General features: G+C 30.2%; 12 protein-coding genes. All 12 read right to left on the bottom strand.

Going from position 1 to position 18,040, the window contains the following annotated elements:
• Window positions 1-27: 27 nt before the first annotated feature.
• Entirely contained in the window at window positions 28-1,005 is a 978-nt protein-coding gene (locus tag BMX60_RS01750; protein WP_091348438.1) for an ABC transporter ATP-binding protein, read from the bottom strand.
• On the bottom strand, window positions 977-1,981 hold the full coding sequence (locus BMX60_RS01745) for an ABC transporter ATP-binding protein (RefSeq protein ID WP_091348435.1): 1,005 nt from the start codon (window positions 1,979-1,981) through the stop codon (window positions 977-979). The genes BMX60_RS01750 and BMX60_RS01745 overlap by 29 nt, the downstream gene beginning before the upstream one ends.
• Complete coding sequence (locus tag BMX60_RS01740) at window positions 1,982-2,860, bottom strand: ABC transporter permease (protein ID WP_091348432.1); 879 nt, start codon at window positions 2,858-2,860, stop codon at window positions 1,982-1,984. It lies immediately after the preceding gene.
• Window positions 2,857-3,843 (bottom strand): ABC transporter permease, encoded by a 987-nt coding sequence (locus BMX60_RS01735; protein WP_091348429.1) that lies wholly within the window; start codon window positions 3,841-3,843, stop codon window positions 2,857-2,859. The genes BMX60_RS01740 and BMX60_RS01735 overlap by 4 nt, the downstream gene beginning before the upstream one ends.
• 113 nt (window positions 3,844-3,956) lie before the next feature.
• Window positions 3,957-5,762 (bottom strand): ABC transporter substrate-binding protein, encoded by a 1,806-nt coding sequence (locus BMX60_RS01730; RefSeq protein WP_091348426.1) that lies wholly within the window; start codon window positions 5,760-5,762, stop codon window positions 3,957-3,959.
• A 59-nt stretch (window positions 5,763-5,821) separates the two neighbouring features.
• Entirely contained in the window at window positions 5,822-6,841 is a 1,020-nt protein-coding gene (locus BMX60_RS01725) for a LacI family DNA-binding transcriptional regulator (protein ID WP_242945683.1), read from the bottom strand.
• Window positions 6,842-6,861: 20 nt separating this feature from the next.
• Window positions 6,862-8,478, bottom strand: coding sequence for an alpha-glucosidase (locus BMX60_RS01720; protein ID WP_091348423.1), 1,617 nt, complete (start codon window positions 8,476-8,478; stop codon window positions 6,862-6,864).
• 29 nt (window positions 8,479-8,507) lie between these two features.
• A complete protein-coding gene (locus tag BMX60_RS01715; RefSeq protein WP_091348421.1) occupies window positions 8,508-9,566 on the bottom strand; it encodes a BtaManbiosPhlase in 1,059 nt (352 codons plus the stop codon).
• 44 nt (window positions 9,567-9,610) lie between these two features.
• Complete coding sequence (locus BMX60_RS01710; protein WP_091348418.1) at window positions 9,611-10,552, bottom strand: DUF1861 family protein; 942 nt, start codon at window positions 10,550-10,552, stop codon at window positions 9,611-9,613.
• Between the two features lie 269 nt (window positions 10,553-10,821).
• A complete protein-coding gene (locus tag BMX60_RS01705) occupies window positions 10,822-11,706 on the bottom strand; it encodes an ROK family protein (protein ID WP_091348417.1) in 885 nt (294 codons plus the stop codon).
• A 2-nt stretch (window positions 11,707-11,708) separates the two neighbouring features.
• Window positions 11,709-15,167 carry a UvrD-helicase domain-containing protein gene (locus BMX60_RS01700; protein WP_091348414.1) on the bottom strand — a complete coding sequence of 1,153 codons (3,459 nt, stop codon included), beginning with the start codon at window positions 15,165-15,167 and terminating at the stop codon, window positions 11,709-11,711.
• Window positions 15,157-18,036: a PD-(D/E)XK nuclease family protein gene (locus BMX60_RS01695; protein ID WP_091348412.1), complete on the bottom strand. Its 2,880-nt coding sequence runs from the start codon at window positions 18,034-18,036 to the stop codon at window positions 15,157-15,159. Before BMX60_RS01695 ends, BMX60_RS01700 begins: the two co-directional genes overlap by 11 nt.
• Between the last annotated feature and the right edge of the window lie 4 nt (window positions 18,037-18,040).

The raw sequence follows: 18,040 nt of genomic DNA, 5'->3' as shown, positions 1-18,040 counted from the left end.
ATAAAATTTTTTCATATACATTCCACCCTAACAAAAATGACAAGCAACTTCATGATTATCTTCTATTTTCTTTAATTTTGGATTTTCTTCTAAGCACTTCTGAGCAAATTGATTACAAGCATGTGAAAAAGGACATCCTTTACTTTCTGGTGTTCTAATTGGAACCTCATAAGACCTTAATTGTTCTATTTTCCTGTTTTTTGCTAATTCAGGATCAACTATTGGTGTAGAATTTATTAAAACTTTAGTGTATGGATGCTTCGGATTAGAAAGAATTTTTATTCCTCTTCCTTTTTCTACTATTTTACCTCCATAAAGTATTATTACATCTCCTTTTTCATAAGTAAAAAATTTAGCAGCTCCTATATCATGTAAAATTAAAACAATTGCCAAATTATCTTCATTATTCAATTCTTTAAACAATTCTATGATGGTTGTTCTTAAAGACATATCAATCATACTTATTGGCTCATCAGCCACAATAACTTGAGGATTTGTTGTTAAAGATCTAGCTATCGCTAATCTTTGTCTTCCTCCTCCAGATAAATGATGAGGATACTTATTTAAATAATAGTCAGCAGGCGAAAGACCTACCTTTTCCATTAACTCTAGAGTTTTATTATAAAGATTTTTACCTACTATTTTTTCATTCTTTTTTAAAGGATCAGCAAGTATTTTAAATATAGTTTTAGAAGGATGGAGCGAACCATAAGGATCCTGATGAACATATTGAATTTTTGGACTTAACTCTTTTTTCTCTTTAGAGGACAATTTATTAATATTCTTCCCCATCCAATATATGTCTCCCTTAGATTTAGGTTCTAAATTTACCATAATTCTTGCTAAAGTTGTCTTCCCCATACCACTTTCTCCAATAATAACCAATCTATCTCCAGAAAAAAGCTCTAAATTTATATCTTCAAGTACAATCTTATGATTCTTTTTAATAAAACCTTTAGAAAATATTTTATTCACATTAACTAATTCTACAAGTTTTTGTCTCATTAACTCTTTCCTCCTCATAATACAAATGACATGCAACTTGAGATCCGTCTTTAAGATTATGTAGTAATGGTTTTTCTTTTTTGCAATGTTCAATAGAATAAACACATCTAGGATGAAATCGACATCCTGAAGGAGGATTTAATAGACTAGGTGAATTCCCTGGAATTGATTTTATTTTAGACATATCTTTATTTATTGCCATTATAGAGTTAATTAACCCTTTAGTGTATGGATGTAATGGATTATTAAAAATCTTATTTGTTGAGTTATACTCTACTAAATTTCCAGCATAAACAACAGCCACATTATCTGCTAATTCAGCAGCAACAGCTATGTCGTGTGTAATAAAGATAAGAGTAATATTTAATTTCCTTTTAAGCTCTTTTAATAAATTAATAATATATGCCTGTGTTAAAACATCAAGTGCTGATGTAGGCTCATCTAATATTAAAACTTTGGGTTCTAAAATAAGAGATAAAGCTATTAAAACTCTTTGTTTCATCCCACCTGATAATTGCATTGGATATGAAAATAAAATGGATTCTGGATTTAATCTTACCATCTCTAATTTCTCTGAAGCTTTTTCTATTAACTTTCTTTTATCCCATTTTATATCATGAGCCTCTATCGTATCCTTAAAATGATCAATTATCTTCATAGTTGGATTTAATGATTGTTGAGAAGCTTGTGGTACTAATGCAATTTCCTTCCATCTAATTTGCCTTAATTTCTCATCTTTGAGTGTTAAAATTTCTAAATCGTTATAATAAACTTTACCAGATATGATTCTTCCATTTGGAGGCAGTGTTTTTGTTATTCCTTCAATAATGGTACTTTTCCCAGATGCACTTTCTCCTACAATGGCAGTAACTGTATTTTCTAAAATGCTAAATGATATTCCATCAGCAGCTTTTATAGTTCCCTCTTTAACTAAATATAAAGCTTGTAAATCTTCAACTTTTATTATTGTCTTCATCTACTGGTCACCTCTCAATCGTGGGTTAAATACTTCTTCAACACCACGGGACAATAATATACCCCCATAAATTAATAATACTATATTAAAAATAACAAAAAACAAATAATGAAAACCTTTAACAGTATATAAAGCACCTGCTTGATATAATGCATAATTTAACATTACTCCCCAATGGGTAGCTTCAAACTTTGCTAAACCTAAAAACATTAACCCAACAGAAAATTCCATTGTGCTTTTAATTTGTAAAACAAAATTCATAAATATATATGGAATCAATAACTTTAAAATATCACTAAAAAGAATATATGGTAATGACATATTAAGTAATCTCGATGCTTCAATAAATTCTCTAGATTTTATTGTCAAGACTTGAGCAGATATCTGCTTTGCTAAAGGAGCCCATAACCAAATTGCAACTAATAAAGATAATTGTATTGTATTAAGCTCTTTATCCATAAATATTGCTGCTAAGATCAATAAAGCAGGAAAAGATGGAATAACTAAAAATACCATAATAAAAATGTCAATTATTTTACCCATAAACCCATCTAAATAACCCCTTGTAACACCTACAATAGTTCCAATTAACACTGAAAAAAAACTTGCTAACAATGCTAAAGATATAACTGTCCTAGAACCATGGACAATCTGTCTAAATATGTCTACTCCAAAATAATCAGTACCAAAAGGATGTTTAAATGATGGTCTTTGATATCTTTCAGCAAAATTAGAATTAAGATCTAGTGTTATTAGCATAGGTCCAAAAATAGCCATTAGTATATAAAAACCTAATATACATAAACCAAATAATGATTTTTTATTCACAATTAATGGATTAATATAGTTATGGTAAAATATTTTCAAATTATTTATCATTTCATTTTCACCCTCGGATCTATTATTATATAAATAATTTCTGCTATAAAGGTTGTAATTACTACACCTATAACAATAAGAGAAAATAGCCCTGTTAATAAACTAAAATCTCTAACTGCAATTGCTCTTGCGAAATAAAAACCAATACCAGGATAATTGAAGATTGCTTCTACTAAAGTGTGTCCACCTAACATATATCCTAAACTTATAGCTAAACCAGCTATCAAAGGAAGTATAGCATTATTTCTTATATATTTCCCAGCAATAACCCTATCTTTCAAGCCACGCATTTCTGCAAATCTTATGAAATCTTCTTCCATGACTTGTGTTGTATTTCCTCTCATAGTTAAAATCCAAGAAGCAGTTTGAGGTATTGCAGTTGCTAATACTGGGCCTAAAGCATGAATAAAAATAATAAATATAAAATTTATTGAAATAGTAGGAGTTAAACCAACGGGATAGGCTCCCCCCATCGGCAATAACTTTAATCTAACGGAAAACAAAAATAAAATTAATACTGCTAAGACAAATGGTGGTATAGCTTGAACTATACTTGATAAAGTTGAAATAATATTTTCTATAATTGTTCCTTTTTTATGTGCAGTAAAAGCTCCTAAGTATACACCAATTAAAAAACTTAATAAAGTAGCTAAAGAGATAACAAAAATAGTCCATGGCAAAGATTTAGCTATAATTTCATTAACACTAGTATTGTAAAATGTAGAATATCCAAAGTTTCCTCTTAGTAGGTTAGATAAAAACTTTATATAGCCTTCTATAAATGACATATCTTCAGAAACGCCAATCATTCTTCTAGCGATTTCTAAAGCTTGTTCTATTTCCATATTTCTTTGTTGAGCTATAGAAACTGCTAAACCAAAAGCAGGATCTCCAGGCATATTGTTAACTAGAACGAAAATTATGCTTACAGATATCATAAAAACTAATATCAAATACACTATTCTCTTTATAAAGTAATCCATATCCTCACCACCAATTTTTCTAAATAAAGAAAGGAGTTCTTATACCTAATACTTTAACAAATTAGATTTACAATTGAGGGAATATAAAATTCCCTCAATTGTAAATCTAGTAGTTATTCAATCGGATACAAAATTCCTTCTCCAATCAACAAATTATATACTCTTTCAATTCCACCAGGAGCTAAAGACCATATAGGATCTTTTTCATCAGGCCACCCTTGTACCCTAAAACCATTATTAAAATAAATTGGTAATACTTTTTCTTTTATTGGTATAATAGGTAAATACTCATTGGTTATATATGCCAATTTTTCAATTATTTCTTTAGCCTTTATTTCATCATATAAATTATTATTTAACTCTTCAATTAAATCTTTAGGAGCTAATTCACCCCATGGTGTTAAGTATTTTTCTGTAGAAGGAAATCCAGTTATTAAAGCAATATCTCCTTCATATAGTCTTCTATACCCAGTTAATGGATGAGGATATCCCCACCAAGCTGTTCCAAACTCAATAGCAACATCATAGTCACCAGTTCTCATTACATTATCTCTCATACCTTCTGGAATTAATTTCATATCCACTTTAAAACCAAAAGATTTGAGCTGTTGTACAATCTCTCTAGCTGCTAATACCCAGTCATTGTGGGGTCCATATACAGAAATTGTAAATTCTACTGGATTTCCATTAGATTGATGCCAAATTCCATTGTCTTTTTTATATCCTGCTTCTTCTAAAATCTGTTCAGCAAGCGTTTTATTTTGACTATATTTAGTAAATTTATTTAAGTTAGCTTCATCAATCCATTCATTTGACATACTTTTTAATAAACCATAAGCATAATAATTTTCATAACTATTAGCCTGCCAAGAAGATACATCTCTAATAGTATCTCTATTTAATATATATGCAATAGATTTTCTAAGTGCTAAATCATTAAACATTTGTTTCTTGAAATTAAATATTAACGATATATCCGATAAGTCTGACACTGATATTACTTTTAATCTACTGTTTAGATTATTAAGCTGCTCAACCACATCCTTTGGCATATTAGGATGGGCAGCATCAATTTCATTAGAAATTAGTGAAGCCCATACATATTCATTAGAAGACCATCTCTTAAATATAATATCATCAATCTTTTGCTTTGAATTAAGCCAATGATATTTATTCCTTTCTAATTTCATTTCAACCTGACTAATATTAACGGGCTCAAAACTTCCTACTACAGGCACTCTGCCAAAAGTATTAAATACGGAAAATCCCCTTACTTTTTGTGCTAGTTCATCAGCTTTCTTATTATATTGATTTCTCATTTCTTCTGAGACTTCTTGACCTTCAATTTGCCTGTAAAATATTTCTTTTCCAATCTTTGCAACTTCTTCTGCCTGTTCAGCAAAATCAGAATACACATGCAATGGTGCTAAACTAGCAATAGCCCCATCTGTTAATAATGTGTGAACAAAATTAGTGGAGGTTAATGTAAAAATTACCGTATTTGAATCAATAGCTTTTACTTCTTTTATATCGTATGGCCACCCCCATAGTGCCTGAATAAAATTAACTGTATTAATTACATCTTCTGCTGTAAATAATTCTCCATCACTAAATTTAACATCTTTTCTCAAATATACTTTAACATCATTTCCATCAATTTCCCAATTCTCAGCTAAACGTGGAATATATTCACCGGTCATAGGAAGATAATAAGCAAATGGCTCATACATAAACCACCAAGCACCACCGACTCCCCCAGCTCCAAATGGGTTTCCATGAAAAGGAAAGGGCCAATCTGTAGCTAGTTGTAAATGATTTGAATTAACAGATTCTTTTTCTGAAGAACAGCCTACAAACAACATAACAATGAAAATTGTGATAAGTAGTACAGAACTCCCTTTTTTAAAAAATTTTTTCATAAGACTTTCTCCTCCCTTTTAATTTTTATAATAAAATGCAATCCATTTTAAATTGGATTTCATTTTATTAGGCATTTTACAGAATCTCGCTCAATTAACTTTACTTCCATATAAATGTGTTCTGTTGATTGTTTAGGTTTTCCCATAATCTGCAGTAATTTTTTTACAGCTTTTTTACCCATAAGTTCTTTATCTACATACACAGTTGTTAAATTAGGAGTAATAATCTTACAAGACTCTATATCATCGAAACCAATTATTGAAATATCTTCTGGTACCTTTTTCCCTAAAATTTTTAAAGCATTATATAAAGTTATAGCAGTATTATCATTAGAACAAATCCAGGCAGTTGGTAGTTTACTTAGTTGGGAGATAACCGATGCAAACTCATTATATTTTTTTGCCAAAACAAATTGCTCAACTTTTTCCGTAATACAATAATCTATATCTACTTTTAATCCATAATCTTTCATTGCTTGTTCGAAACCTAACCATCTTTGCTTAAAGCTCAAGGAAAAATCAATTTCTCCAACAAAACCTATTTGTGAATGTCCATTTTTGATTAGGTGTCTTGTTGCTAAATACGAACCTATCATATTTTGCGTTAAAATTGCATTTAGATTTAATTCTAAAGTAGCATGATCAACTAAAACTATAGGAATATTATATTTTAATAACATTCTTAGATGTTCATCTCGAATATTACCAACTATTAGTATCCCAGAAACTTTTCTAGATTCAATACAAGTAGGTATTTGAAAATTTTCTAAATTCATGAATCTGATAAGCATATCAAAGTTATTTTTTTTACTTTCAGTTTCAATACCTAAGATAACTTTAGTATAAAAAGTAGTATCATAAAAATTTTTTTCTTCAATTAAAACACATATATTTTTAAACCCTTTATTTAACAATTTGTCCTCAAAATAACCCATTTGATTAGCTGTTTCGAATATTAGCTTTTTAGTCTCTTCACTGACTCCATGTTTATCGTTTAATGCTAAAGAAACAGCATTTATTGATATGTTTAATTTTTCAGCTATATCTTTCATAGTTACTTTCTTTTTTGTTATTTTCAATTCTATCACACCTTTTAATTTTAATATGGCAATTTTACTATTACAGCTTCAAAAGGAAGGAGTTCAATTTTTTCATCTAACACAATCTTGTCTCTAATACTAGATAAAACAAATTCTGCTTTCTTTAATTCAGGAAAAAAATAGTTACTAAGCTTATCAGAAAAGTTCAGTAATATTAAATACTTTTCATTATTTAAGTTTCTCTGGAAACTAATAATATCGTTAATAAGTATTAAATCAGTACATTCTCCTATTTGAAAAACTAGGTTACCATTCCTTAAACTAATTATTTTTTTATAATAATTAAAAATTGATTTCTCATCTCTTCTTTGTTCTTCAACGTTTATATGTCTATATTTCTCAGTGATCTTTATCCATGGTTTACCACTTGAAAAACCACAATTTAAATTATTGTTCCACTGCATAGGCGTTCTTGCTTTATCTCTATTAACTTTATTAGCAATCTTTAAAGCATCCTGTTCACTTTTTCCTTCTCTTAAAGTATCATAGTATTTAATCTTCGCTTGTATATCCCTTATATCATTAACACTTTGTGGATAATAATCCCGCATTCCAATCTCTTCACCATAGTAAATAAAAGGAATTCCCTTTGCCGTTAAAATTAATGTAGCAACAAGTTTAGCTTTTTCTTCATCATAGTACCCATTAGAAAACCTAGAAATAAATCTAGATATATCATGGTTCCCGAAAAATAAAGTAAAGATTTTGTTATTATAATTACAATACATTTTTTTCAGTTCTTCATATATCCTTTCAGGATCAAATTCCAATATACTACCTAAATTAAAATTAAAAACTGCATCTAATAAATTTTCTCCTACATATGACATTAAAGTACCTAAATCTTCACTACCTACTTCACCTAACAAAAATATATCTCCATATTTTTTTGTCAGATTATTGATTTCCTCTATAATATTTAAAATTCCTTCTTGATCTTTATCGTATTGATGTATCTGCTTACCATCTTTATCTATTGGATTATTTTTAAATTCGTTATTAACTTTTAAAAAGTTAATAACATCGAGTCTTAATCCATCGACTCCTAAATCCAACCAAAACTTTATAACATCAAACATTGCATCTTTTACTTTAGGATTACTCCAGTTTAAATCTACCTGTTCTTTTGAAAAAGCATGATAATAATATTGTTTAGTTTTTGAATCATATTCCCACGCACTTCCACCAAAGAAAGATTCCCAGTTATTGGGTGGCAAATTGTTGAATCCATTTTTCCATATATACCAATCTCTTTTTGAGTTTTCTAACGAAACTTTAGATTCAATAAACCAAGGATGTTTATTAGAAGTATGGTTTAAAATCATATCAATAATTAATTTAATACCTCTCTTGTGAACTTCATCTACAAATATTTTAAAGTCTTCTAGCGTGCCATAATCAGAATCTATACTATAGAAGTCTTCAATGTCATATCCGTTATCAACCTTTGGCGACTTATAAAACGGCGTAATCCATAAGGCATTTATACCTAATTCTTTTAAATAATCTAATTTCTCAGTTAATCCTTTAAAATCACCTATCCCATCTCCGTTACTATCATAATAGCTAGGCATGTAAATTTCATAAATAATAGCTTTTTCCCACCATTTATCCATAAATCTCTCACCTTAAATTTGTAATTAAATCATCTTAAAGAATTTAATATATCTTTTATGCTTAGTTCAACATAAGCTACAGAAGTATCTGCAACTCCATAATACATTTTTATTAAATCACCTTCTACAATCGCACCGCAACCAAAAACCACGTTATTAAAAAAACCATTAATTTCATAATCTTCTTGTGGCTCTAAAATAGGTTTTTCAGACCTTGCTAATACTTTAGAAGGATTCTCTAAATCTAGCAAAACTGCGCCCATGCAATATCTATTATTTTTTGATGCACCGTGATAAAGTTCCAACCATCCTTTCTCAGTTTTAATTGGTACAAGTCCCCCACCTATTCTTCCATTATCCCACATATTTTCTCTTAACTCTAATAATAATTTATGATTTCCCCAATATATCAGATTATCTGATTCAGCTATCCATATCTCAGGATTACCTGCACATTTAGGAACTGGTCTATGAAGAGCATAATACTTCCCATTAATTCTTTCAGGAAAAATTACCACATCTTTATTCTCAGGTGCAAAAATAATACCACAGTCTTCTTTAACATTAAAATCCTTAGTTTTTACTAATCTAACCCCTACACCTTTTGAAGATACAACACTAAAATAGATATAATAATAATCTTCAATTTTGGTTATTCTAGGATCTTCTACACCAAATACATCGTATTGATTGGAAGGATAAATAAATGGTTTTTCATCTATTCTAAAATTTTTACCATCTTTACTGGTAGCTTTTAGTATGTAAGATATCGAGGTTAAATATTTAAAACTTCCATCTTTTTTTATATTATCCTTTATTACTCTAGAATCAGTAAAATCATAACTCTCATCATTTATATTTAAAGTTAAAATTTCTATTTCACCTTTTGGAAAATTAAAAACAGGTGCTTTAAACTCTTCTTTATTTTTACATATCGGTCTTTCTGCTACTCTTAGTAATAATATAACTTCATCATTATATATAGCTACCCCTGGATTAAATACTCCAATCACCTCAAAATCTTCCCTATGTGGTTTTATATCTTTTGGAGTAATAATAGGATTTCCCTTATATCGATTAGTTTTCATTAACTAGTACCTCCTAATTTCATTAGACAGTTTATTTTATCTGATTAAATTTTAATTTTTTCATACTCTAAAAAAGGATCTTCAATCATTACTTTATGTGCCTCTGCATCACTAACACCACAGTATAACTCAGCTTTTCCATTGTCCTTTCTTAAGATACCTCCACTAAATATAACATCTTTTAAATCCGGTCTTTTATATTCACCATCAGCAAAATCGCTCCTTGTAGCGATAATTTTCATTTTGGTAATTTCACCATTTATAGGATTAAAGGCAAAAGTCATGGAATAATAATGTCTATTACCCTCATTATCAAATTTCGCAATATGTCCCAATACTCCTACTAAACCATTATTTAAATTAATAAGTTCATTTGCTCCTCCCCATTCCTCTTTTATAAATTGATTTTTAAACAACCTAGCTTCTAATATTTTTTGAGGAGTTAGTTCTTCTAAAGAATTAATAATTATATAACCTATAGTTCCTCTACCACCAATTTCCCCTTGAGGTCTTGTAAATACTAAAATCCGACCATCTTTTAATTCCAAAAGCCTTATATCTTTCATCATATCAGGTCCTACTGTAAATTTTTCTAAACTATTAATATTTGCACCTCTATAAAAAACAGTTCTATAACCTAAACTATCGTTTTCGGTTGGGTAAACTTCAACTCCTCCAAATATTAATTGATTCTTGATCTTAGTGATAAAAGGATCTTGTAAATTGAATACTGGGCTACCCTCTTTTGGGGTCCATTTATTTCCACGATTTATAAAGAACATTACTTCGGAATTTTCACTATCTCTTTTTTCTACCCTTCCAGCTATGATTGATTCACCTTCATTATCAAAAGGTGCCGTAATATTATAAATATCTCTATCATCTTTAACTTCAAATATTAACCTTTCACTTTTATATGTAGTATTTTTTATATGGTATTTATTTAATAATTCATCTACAGATTCTGCTTTACTATTCCAAAACACATTATTACCTCCTCTACATTTAATCCAAATAATATTTATTTTTAATAAATAAACTAATTTCAAGTTAATTATATAATAATTTAACTTTAATTTCAATTATTTTTTACTTTAATTTTATAATTAATTTGCTTTATTTTTTTATAATACTAAAGATTTGACATAGTTCTTCACCAATATATTTAGAGTAAATAAAAAAGCATTTAGTCAATACGTTTCCCCTCTAAATGTCCCTATGAGGAAAATTTTTGACTAAATGCTATTTAAGCTTCCTAAAAACTTTTATTCTTATATGCTAACTCCCCTAATAATATTGCTCCAATAATCCCTGAGTTTTCTCCTAAACCCGGTGGAATAATATATTGATCTATTTGTTCTATAATTTCTGGTACAGACAAATAGTTGTTAAGGATTTTTAAAACATTCATACGAATTAAAGGATAAATTTGCTTTTGTCTCATTACTCCTCCACCTAAAATAATTTTCTTTGGTGAAAGGATTAAAATATATTGTACTATTGCTTGAGCTAAATAAAAACTTTCTAATTCCCAAACTCCTTCATTACTTCCTAAGTTTACCCCTTTTTCTCCCCATCTCTCTTCTATTGCAGGTCCAGAAGCTAATCCTTCTAAGCAATCTTGATGATAAGGACATTTTCCTTTATAATTATCCATTTCATGTCTTCTGATAAGGATATGCCCCATTTCAGGATGGCATAATCCTTGCAGTATTTTACCATGGACAATCGCTCCTGCACCTATTCCCGTTCCTACAGTGATATATAAACAGCTATCCAAACCCTTTGCCCCACCTAAACATGCTTCAGCTAATGCAGCGGCATTTACATCTGTATTAAATCCGATAGGTAAATTTAATGTAGCCTTTAATTTATTTACTATTGGATAATTTCTCCAAGGAAGTTTAGGAGTATTAGTAATAAACCCAAAAGTTTTACTTGCTGGATTAATATCAATCGGACCAAAACAACCTATACCTAAAGATTTGAGCTTAAATTTCCTAAAATATTCTATTACTTTACTTAGTGTAATCTCAGGTTCTAGTGTTGGTAATTGAATTTTATCCAAGATTTTTTTATTTTCATCTGCTACTGCGCAAATAAATTTTGTCCCACCAGCTTCTATTCCTCCATATAACACTTTTAAACCCTCCATTCATCCCTTCCAGCCCCTGATTTTTTTAGGGCAATCATCTTTTTAATAGCTTCTTCGATTTTTTGTCCATAGTTAACATCTGTAGCGATAGTTTTTAACCCCTTTATTCCTTCTCTTAAAAATAATAAGGATACATTTTCTACAATTCCACCAAATTCCCTTTCAAAGGCCATTTTGTAAAGATAAATTTGGGGTAAATATCTTTCTATTTGTTCTTCTAGATTATTAATTACATTTGTTTTTAAATCTAAGAGATGGTATTTCCCATTCTTTAAATAAATTTTATCTATTTCCCCTACTATATAAGCTCCAGCTAGTTCGGTTGTAAAACTCCATTCACTGGCCACATGTTCCCCTATCTCTATATTTCCGATTTCTTTATATTTTTCTAATAGCTTTAGAATTTCCCTTTCCAATTCCCCTTTGTCTACCCAGGGCTCATCAATTCCTTCTAATACTAATTCTACCGCTTCTTCTTCACTATACCCTTGGTCGTATAACTCACAAACCCTGTGAACTAAAGTACCAAATTTCATCCCAGCTAAAAATTCATTTTCACTATTATATTTTTCTATACCTTCATCAAAAAAAGTCGGATCTATTTTAACAATATAGTAATCATAATATTTAACGGGATCGTTGATAAACATCATAACTTCTGAAACGGAAAAGGTAAGGGGAATTTCCCAATCTTGTATATCCAACTTCATGTAAAATGATTCTTTTTCTAAAGTTTCCCCATCAGTTTTAGGAACTCCTGTAAAATTTTTAATCCGAATATAGTCCTTTAGGTTTTCGTTTTTCTTAAGTCCTTCTAATAACATGTTGTACCAAGAGTTTTTAGTCCCTTCTTGAACTATATCCTTTATATCTTCGGTAATATCCTTTTTAATATGGGATGTCATTACTAAATAATCCCTTGCCCTGGTAAGTGCAACATAAAATAACCTTTTAGATTCCTCTATATCAGCTAATGTTTCCTTTTTACTGACAACTTTAAAACAAGGGGTATAATTTTCCTCTTCATCTTTATCCCTATATTTTAAAACAAGTAAATGCTCTTCATCGTATTTTATCCTTGTGCTATCACTTTGTCCTTTTTGATTAAGGCCAGGTAGAAATACTACTGGAAACTCTAAACCCTTTGAACCATGGACTGTCATAATTGTTACCATATTACCTTCAGGAATCTCCCCTTCTGCTTCCCCTTCTTTATCACTTAGACTAGCTAATATATCCACATTTTCCAAAAGTTGTTCTAATGAATAAGTTTTTTGTTCTACCATTATATCTATCAATTTCTCTACATTTTTTATTGACTGTAAAGAATTAGGTTGGAGTAGTAAAACCCTCTTTAAACCACTGTACTCAAAAATTTCTAATAAAGCTTCCTTTACATCTGCCTGTAAATAAAAGGGCACATATTTAGTAAACATCTGATAAAAAGCCGTCAACTTTTCTTTTATATCCTTGTTTAGTTTTTCATCTTTGCTAAATACCCCAGTTAGTATATAAGTAGCAAGGCTTTGATCCTTTGGAATATGATTTTTAAGGTAGAAAAAGTCCTCCATCCTCATCCTAAATAAAGGGCCTCTAAGTAAAGCTAAAATATAGAGTTCTTCCCAAGGTCTATTGATAAATCTCAAGATGTTGAGATATTCTTGTACTTCACTTTTGTTAAAAAAACCTATACCTCCGTGGACGTAGTATGGGATATTCCTTTCTCTAAGTTTCCTTTGAAGTAAAGACAACTGGGTCCTTCCTTGAATTAATATTGCGATATCCCGCCAATTAGGTTTCCGCCAAATCTTATCTTCTTTAACTAACTCTGGTCCTGTATTAACCAACTCCAAAATTTTCTGGGCTAGTAAATCATATTCTGTATCTTCTCCATTTTCCTGGTTAAGGATCAATAATTCAACTTTTTTATTTGGCAGTTTTTCAAATTCCTCTACCCTATTACTGATTAGGGGCTGATATTCTATATAGTATTTTGAGTAATTAGAGGATTTATCTTTAACTAATAAAGTTTTAAATAATTCATTGACAAAGCCAATAATTCCATCACAGTTCCGATAATTACGCCCCATTTGGATTATATCTGTATGTTCATTACCTTGCCAACTCTCTTGTAGGGAGTTCATTATAGTGACATCGGCACCTCTAAAACGGTAAATCGATTGTTTTCCATCCCCTACTATAAATCGGTATTGGGGATCGATGTATTCCAACATTTTCAGCTGTAAAAGATTTGTGTCTTGAAATTCATCAATCATTATATGTTTGTAATTTTTCCTACACCATTTTCTGACCTCTTCCTCTTCCCCTAATAGAGCAATAGCCCTTTTTTGTAAATCTGAAAAATCTAAAATTCCACCTTCTTCTTTTCGCAAATTATATTCTTTAGCAAAGGAAGAAAGTAAATCTGTAAAAAGTTCTATTATTTCTATTATTTCCTTCTTATTTTCCTCTTTTAGCTCATATTTCCCATATTCCTTCCATGATCCTTTTAGATCCTTGAAAACTCCTTCATAAAATTCATAAAAGTCTGGAGCTGAATTTAGCCAATTCTGATTTTTTCTAGAAGGCATTACTTCTAATAATAATTGATAGCATTCATCGGGATGTAATTTATTTGGATCTACTTTTTCAATATGGTTTTTTAAATTCCAAAAATATTTTTTAAGTGTTCCAGTAACAGAATTAATCGGTGGAAAATCCTTTATACAATCCTCAGCCCTTTGATAAAAGTCCGTTAATAAATTTCTTTTAAATTCTATTAACATTTGCCATTGAAAATCTAAGAAATTTGGGGAAGTTATTTTTTCACAAAATCCTTCTACATCATATTGGGGATTTTCACCAATTTGCTCATAAAATGCAATTACCCATTTTTTAATTGCATCTTTATTATAATAGGAAAACAACGGTTTCCACTTTTTGAAATTACTTTCCTTCTCCAGCAAATCGTTAAACACCCTATTTTTCAGCAATTTACTTCCCCTTTGATCTAATAGAGTAAATGTTGGAGGCAGCTGGGCATTAAAGGCAAAGTTCTGTAGGAGTTTATAACAAAAACTATGGAAGGTTGTAATTATACTAAAATCCAATTCTTCCTTTTGTTTTTGCCAAAAACTTAAAGCTATTTCCTTTTCCTTACCTTCCGGCCATTTTGCCACTTCTTCCAACTCTTTGGTAATCCTTTTACCTATTCTCGTTTTCATCTCCCTTGCTGCTTTTTCTGTAAAGGTAATTGCCACAATTTCCTTTACCTCTGCTCCAATAGGCTCTTCCTTCCCTGATAGCTTTTCTTCTAACTTTTTATTACAAAGGTAAAAAAACCTCTCTGTTAATACCCTGGTTTTACCAGAACCAGCTCCTGCTGAAATCAAAATTTGCCTTTTTTTGCTTTCTATAGCCTGTTTTTGTTCAGGATTAAACTCCATTTTCCCCCTCCTCCTTCAAATCATCGGTTACTCGACAAAGGTTTTTATAAATACAGGAATCATAGCATTGTAGAGGTTTTACCGAATAGTCATAACCTATCCTTTCCCATAATTCTTTAATTTTTTCCTTCAAGTTGTATTCTGTTATTAAACTTTCCCCATCTCTAAAATTCCTTTCTGTCATATTATTAGTTAAGCCAAACTTTCCTTCATTATATAATTCAGCCTTCCAAAATCCTTTATTTAAATTACCTAACTCTTTTATTGAAATATAGCCTGCACCATAAGGTAAAAGTTTATCGGACAATTCTTCATATTCCCCACCCTTAATTTTTTGTTCTAAGATATAGATATAAAGGGGAATTTGAAGTTTTAAACCTTTAAATATTTCTTCATCCTTTAAAGAAGCTCTACCGGTTTTATAATCATAGATAACAAAACCCTTTTCATCTACATCGATCCTATCAATTTTACCCGTTAAGTTAATTATTTCCCCATCTTCTAATTGGAAAGGAAATTCTACTTCTTCCTCAAACTTAAAAATTCTCAACTGATTATTTTCTGGGGATTGGAAAAATAATTTTCTTTCCCATTTCCACCAATTTTTTAGGTTTTTTGCCCACTTTTCCTTTTCCAGTTCTAAATAATAGGAGGGAATATCTCCATGTTCTTTTTCTATTTCCTGCCAGTAACCTTCAAAGATCTTTAATAAGATATCTTCCCCGCCATCCAACTTATCTACATCTAAGGTTGAAAAAGGTTTGTCTAACACACCTAAGGTCCTATAAAATTCTTCTATTATTTTGTGGAACATAGTTCCTGTCATTAAAGGGCTAATTTTTTCCCTTTTTGCCAATGGTTCTTTAATTTTCAGTAGCCGCTCTACTCCATATTTAAAAGGACATTGGCTGTATTGTTCTAAGGCCGTTACAGCTATTTTGGGGTGCCTTTCACCGGTTAAATCCCCATTTAAAAATTCTTCACCCTTTAGTAAGTATTCCAAATGCTTTTGGATATTTAGATATTCTTCAGGGGCATTTTCAACATTTTTCCCTAACCCCAACATAAAAGCTCCTTGTTCTAAACTTTGTTCTTTATATAATATCCTCTCCCTCTTATACCTAGCCTCTGCTGTAAGTCTTTTAACATTACTACATTCTTTACAATACTGTTCGATAAATGGGGAAGGCTGTAATTCATTTTCCGGATCAAAACCACAGACATAAGAAAAAGTGAGATTATCTACTAAATAAAACAATTGCATAAAACTTCCCTGATCCTTTTTCTTTAAAGTACTTCTAGTTGGGGCACCATAAATTTGTTCAATATCCAAATCCTTTTCATTTAAATAGCCTGCTAATCGATAATTTTTAGGGAATACCCCTTCATTCATTCCCATTACATAGAGGGTATCTCCACGGAATAATGGAACTTCCCTAAAATTGTAAACCTGTATCCCTTTAGCTGGGGTCCTTTCTAAATAAATACTTTTGTCCCTAAAAAGCTCACTTAACCATAATATAAAAATATTTAAATTTATTACTAAGTTTTGTAAACCTTTACTTTTTAACATATCCCCTTTTTCCTTTAAAGTATTTACGATAGTTTGATAAGCCAGCCATTCAAACCTGATCTTTTGTAAAACTCTGGTATCTGTTTCCCTTTTGAAACATTCTTTCCAATGGTTAACTAAATTTAATTCTTTTAAATATTGGGATAATAGGGATATCATTTCTACTAAAGGTAAGCTTTTATCTAGTTTTTTCCGAAATTCTACAAGAACCTTTAATCTCTCATCTATATCTTTATCTATGGTATAATTCTTTAAATACTTTTCTTTAGCCAGTAAATAATCCTCTCTCTTTTTAAATAATAATTGATAGAGGTTGTCTACTAACCCTAATTTTTCCCATTTACTAGAAAAAGGATTTTCCCTTAAGATAAGGCTAATTGTTTTAAAAAGGTTAGACTCTAAAACTGTAGATTTTTTCGGTATTGCCAATTGTAATTTATACTGGGGGCAAATCCTCTGTAACATCGATAAATAACTATCATCAGCAAAAACTATACCAATACTTTCATTTGTCTTTCCTTCATTAACTTTAACAGCTATATCATCTAACACCCCATGGATTTCCTCTTCAATGGTGACACCTTTCATTATAGAAATCTGGGGTTCTTTTTTCTCTGGATATTGAGTACTTTCTAAAGTAAACCCTATCTCTCTTAAGTTTTTTAAAGTTTCCTCTACAATTTCACTTTCCACCGCTGGAATGTAAATAGATGTATTTATTCCTAATTTAATTAATCCTTTGAGCATACCGTATTGTAAAGGACTAAAATCGATATAGCCGTCTACTATAACTTCACCTAAAGGTAATTCTATTCCTTGAATATTAAAGGCTTGATGAAAGCGATTTTCCGGATCTAAAAGTTTTCTCTCTATTACCCAGTGTTCTTCATATTGTTTTAAATACCTTTTTAATTCCCTTAAATTAGCTGGCAAATCCTCTATTGTTAAACCTAGCCTTTTTAACTGACCATAGGTTTGGGAGTACCCCCTTGCTTTATAGAGACTATTTGTTACATTTTCTTCCAACAACAATTGTTGAAAAAATAGATCCCTTTCCCCTTCCGATACGGGAATATATTCTATATTAGCTTTTTTTAATATTAGATCAGCGATATCGTCAAAGGTTTTAAAAGCTAAGCCCGGCTGTCTTTTCCTACCCTCTTGTAACCATTTAGATGAAGGTAAGAGATAATAAATGGCCTTCCCTATCTTTTTTTGCCGATGATAATAAGCTTTTAAACGATCTTGGCAAGCAATTTCTTTTAGTGGTGACAGATAAACTTTAAAATCAGACATTTTA

Source organism: Anaerobranca gottschalkii DSM 13577 (assembly GCF_900111575.1).
Classification (GTDB): domain Bacteria; phylum Bacillota; class Proteinivoracia; order Proteinivoracales; family Proteinivoracaceae; genus Anaerobranca; species Anaerobranca gottschalkii.
Note: the sequence above shows the minus strand (reverse complement) of the source record. Positions and strands in the feature narration are given on the sequence as shown.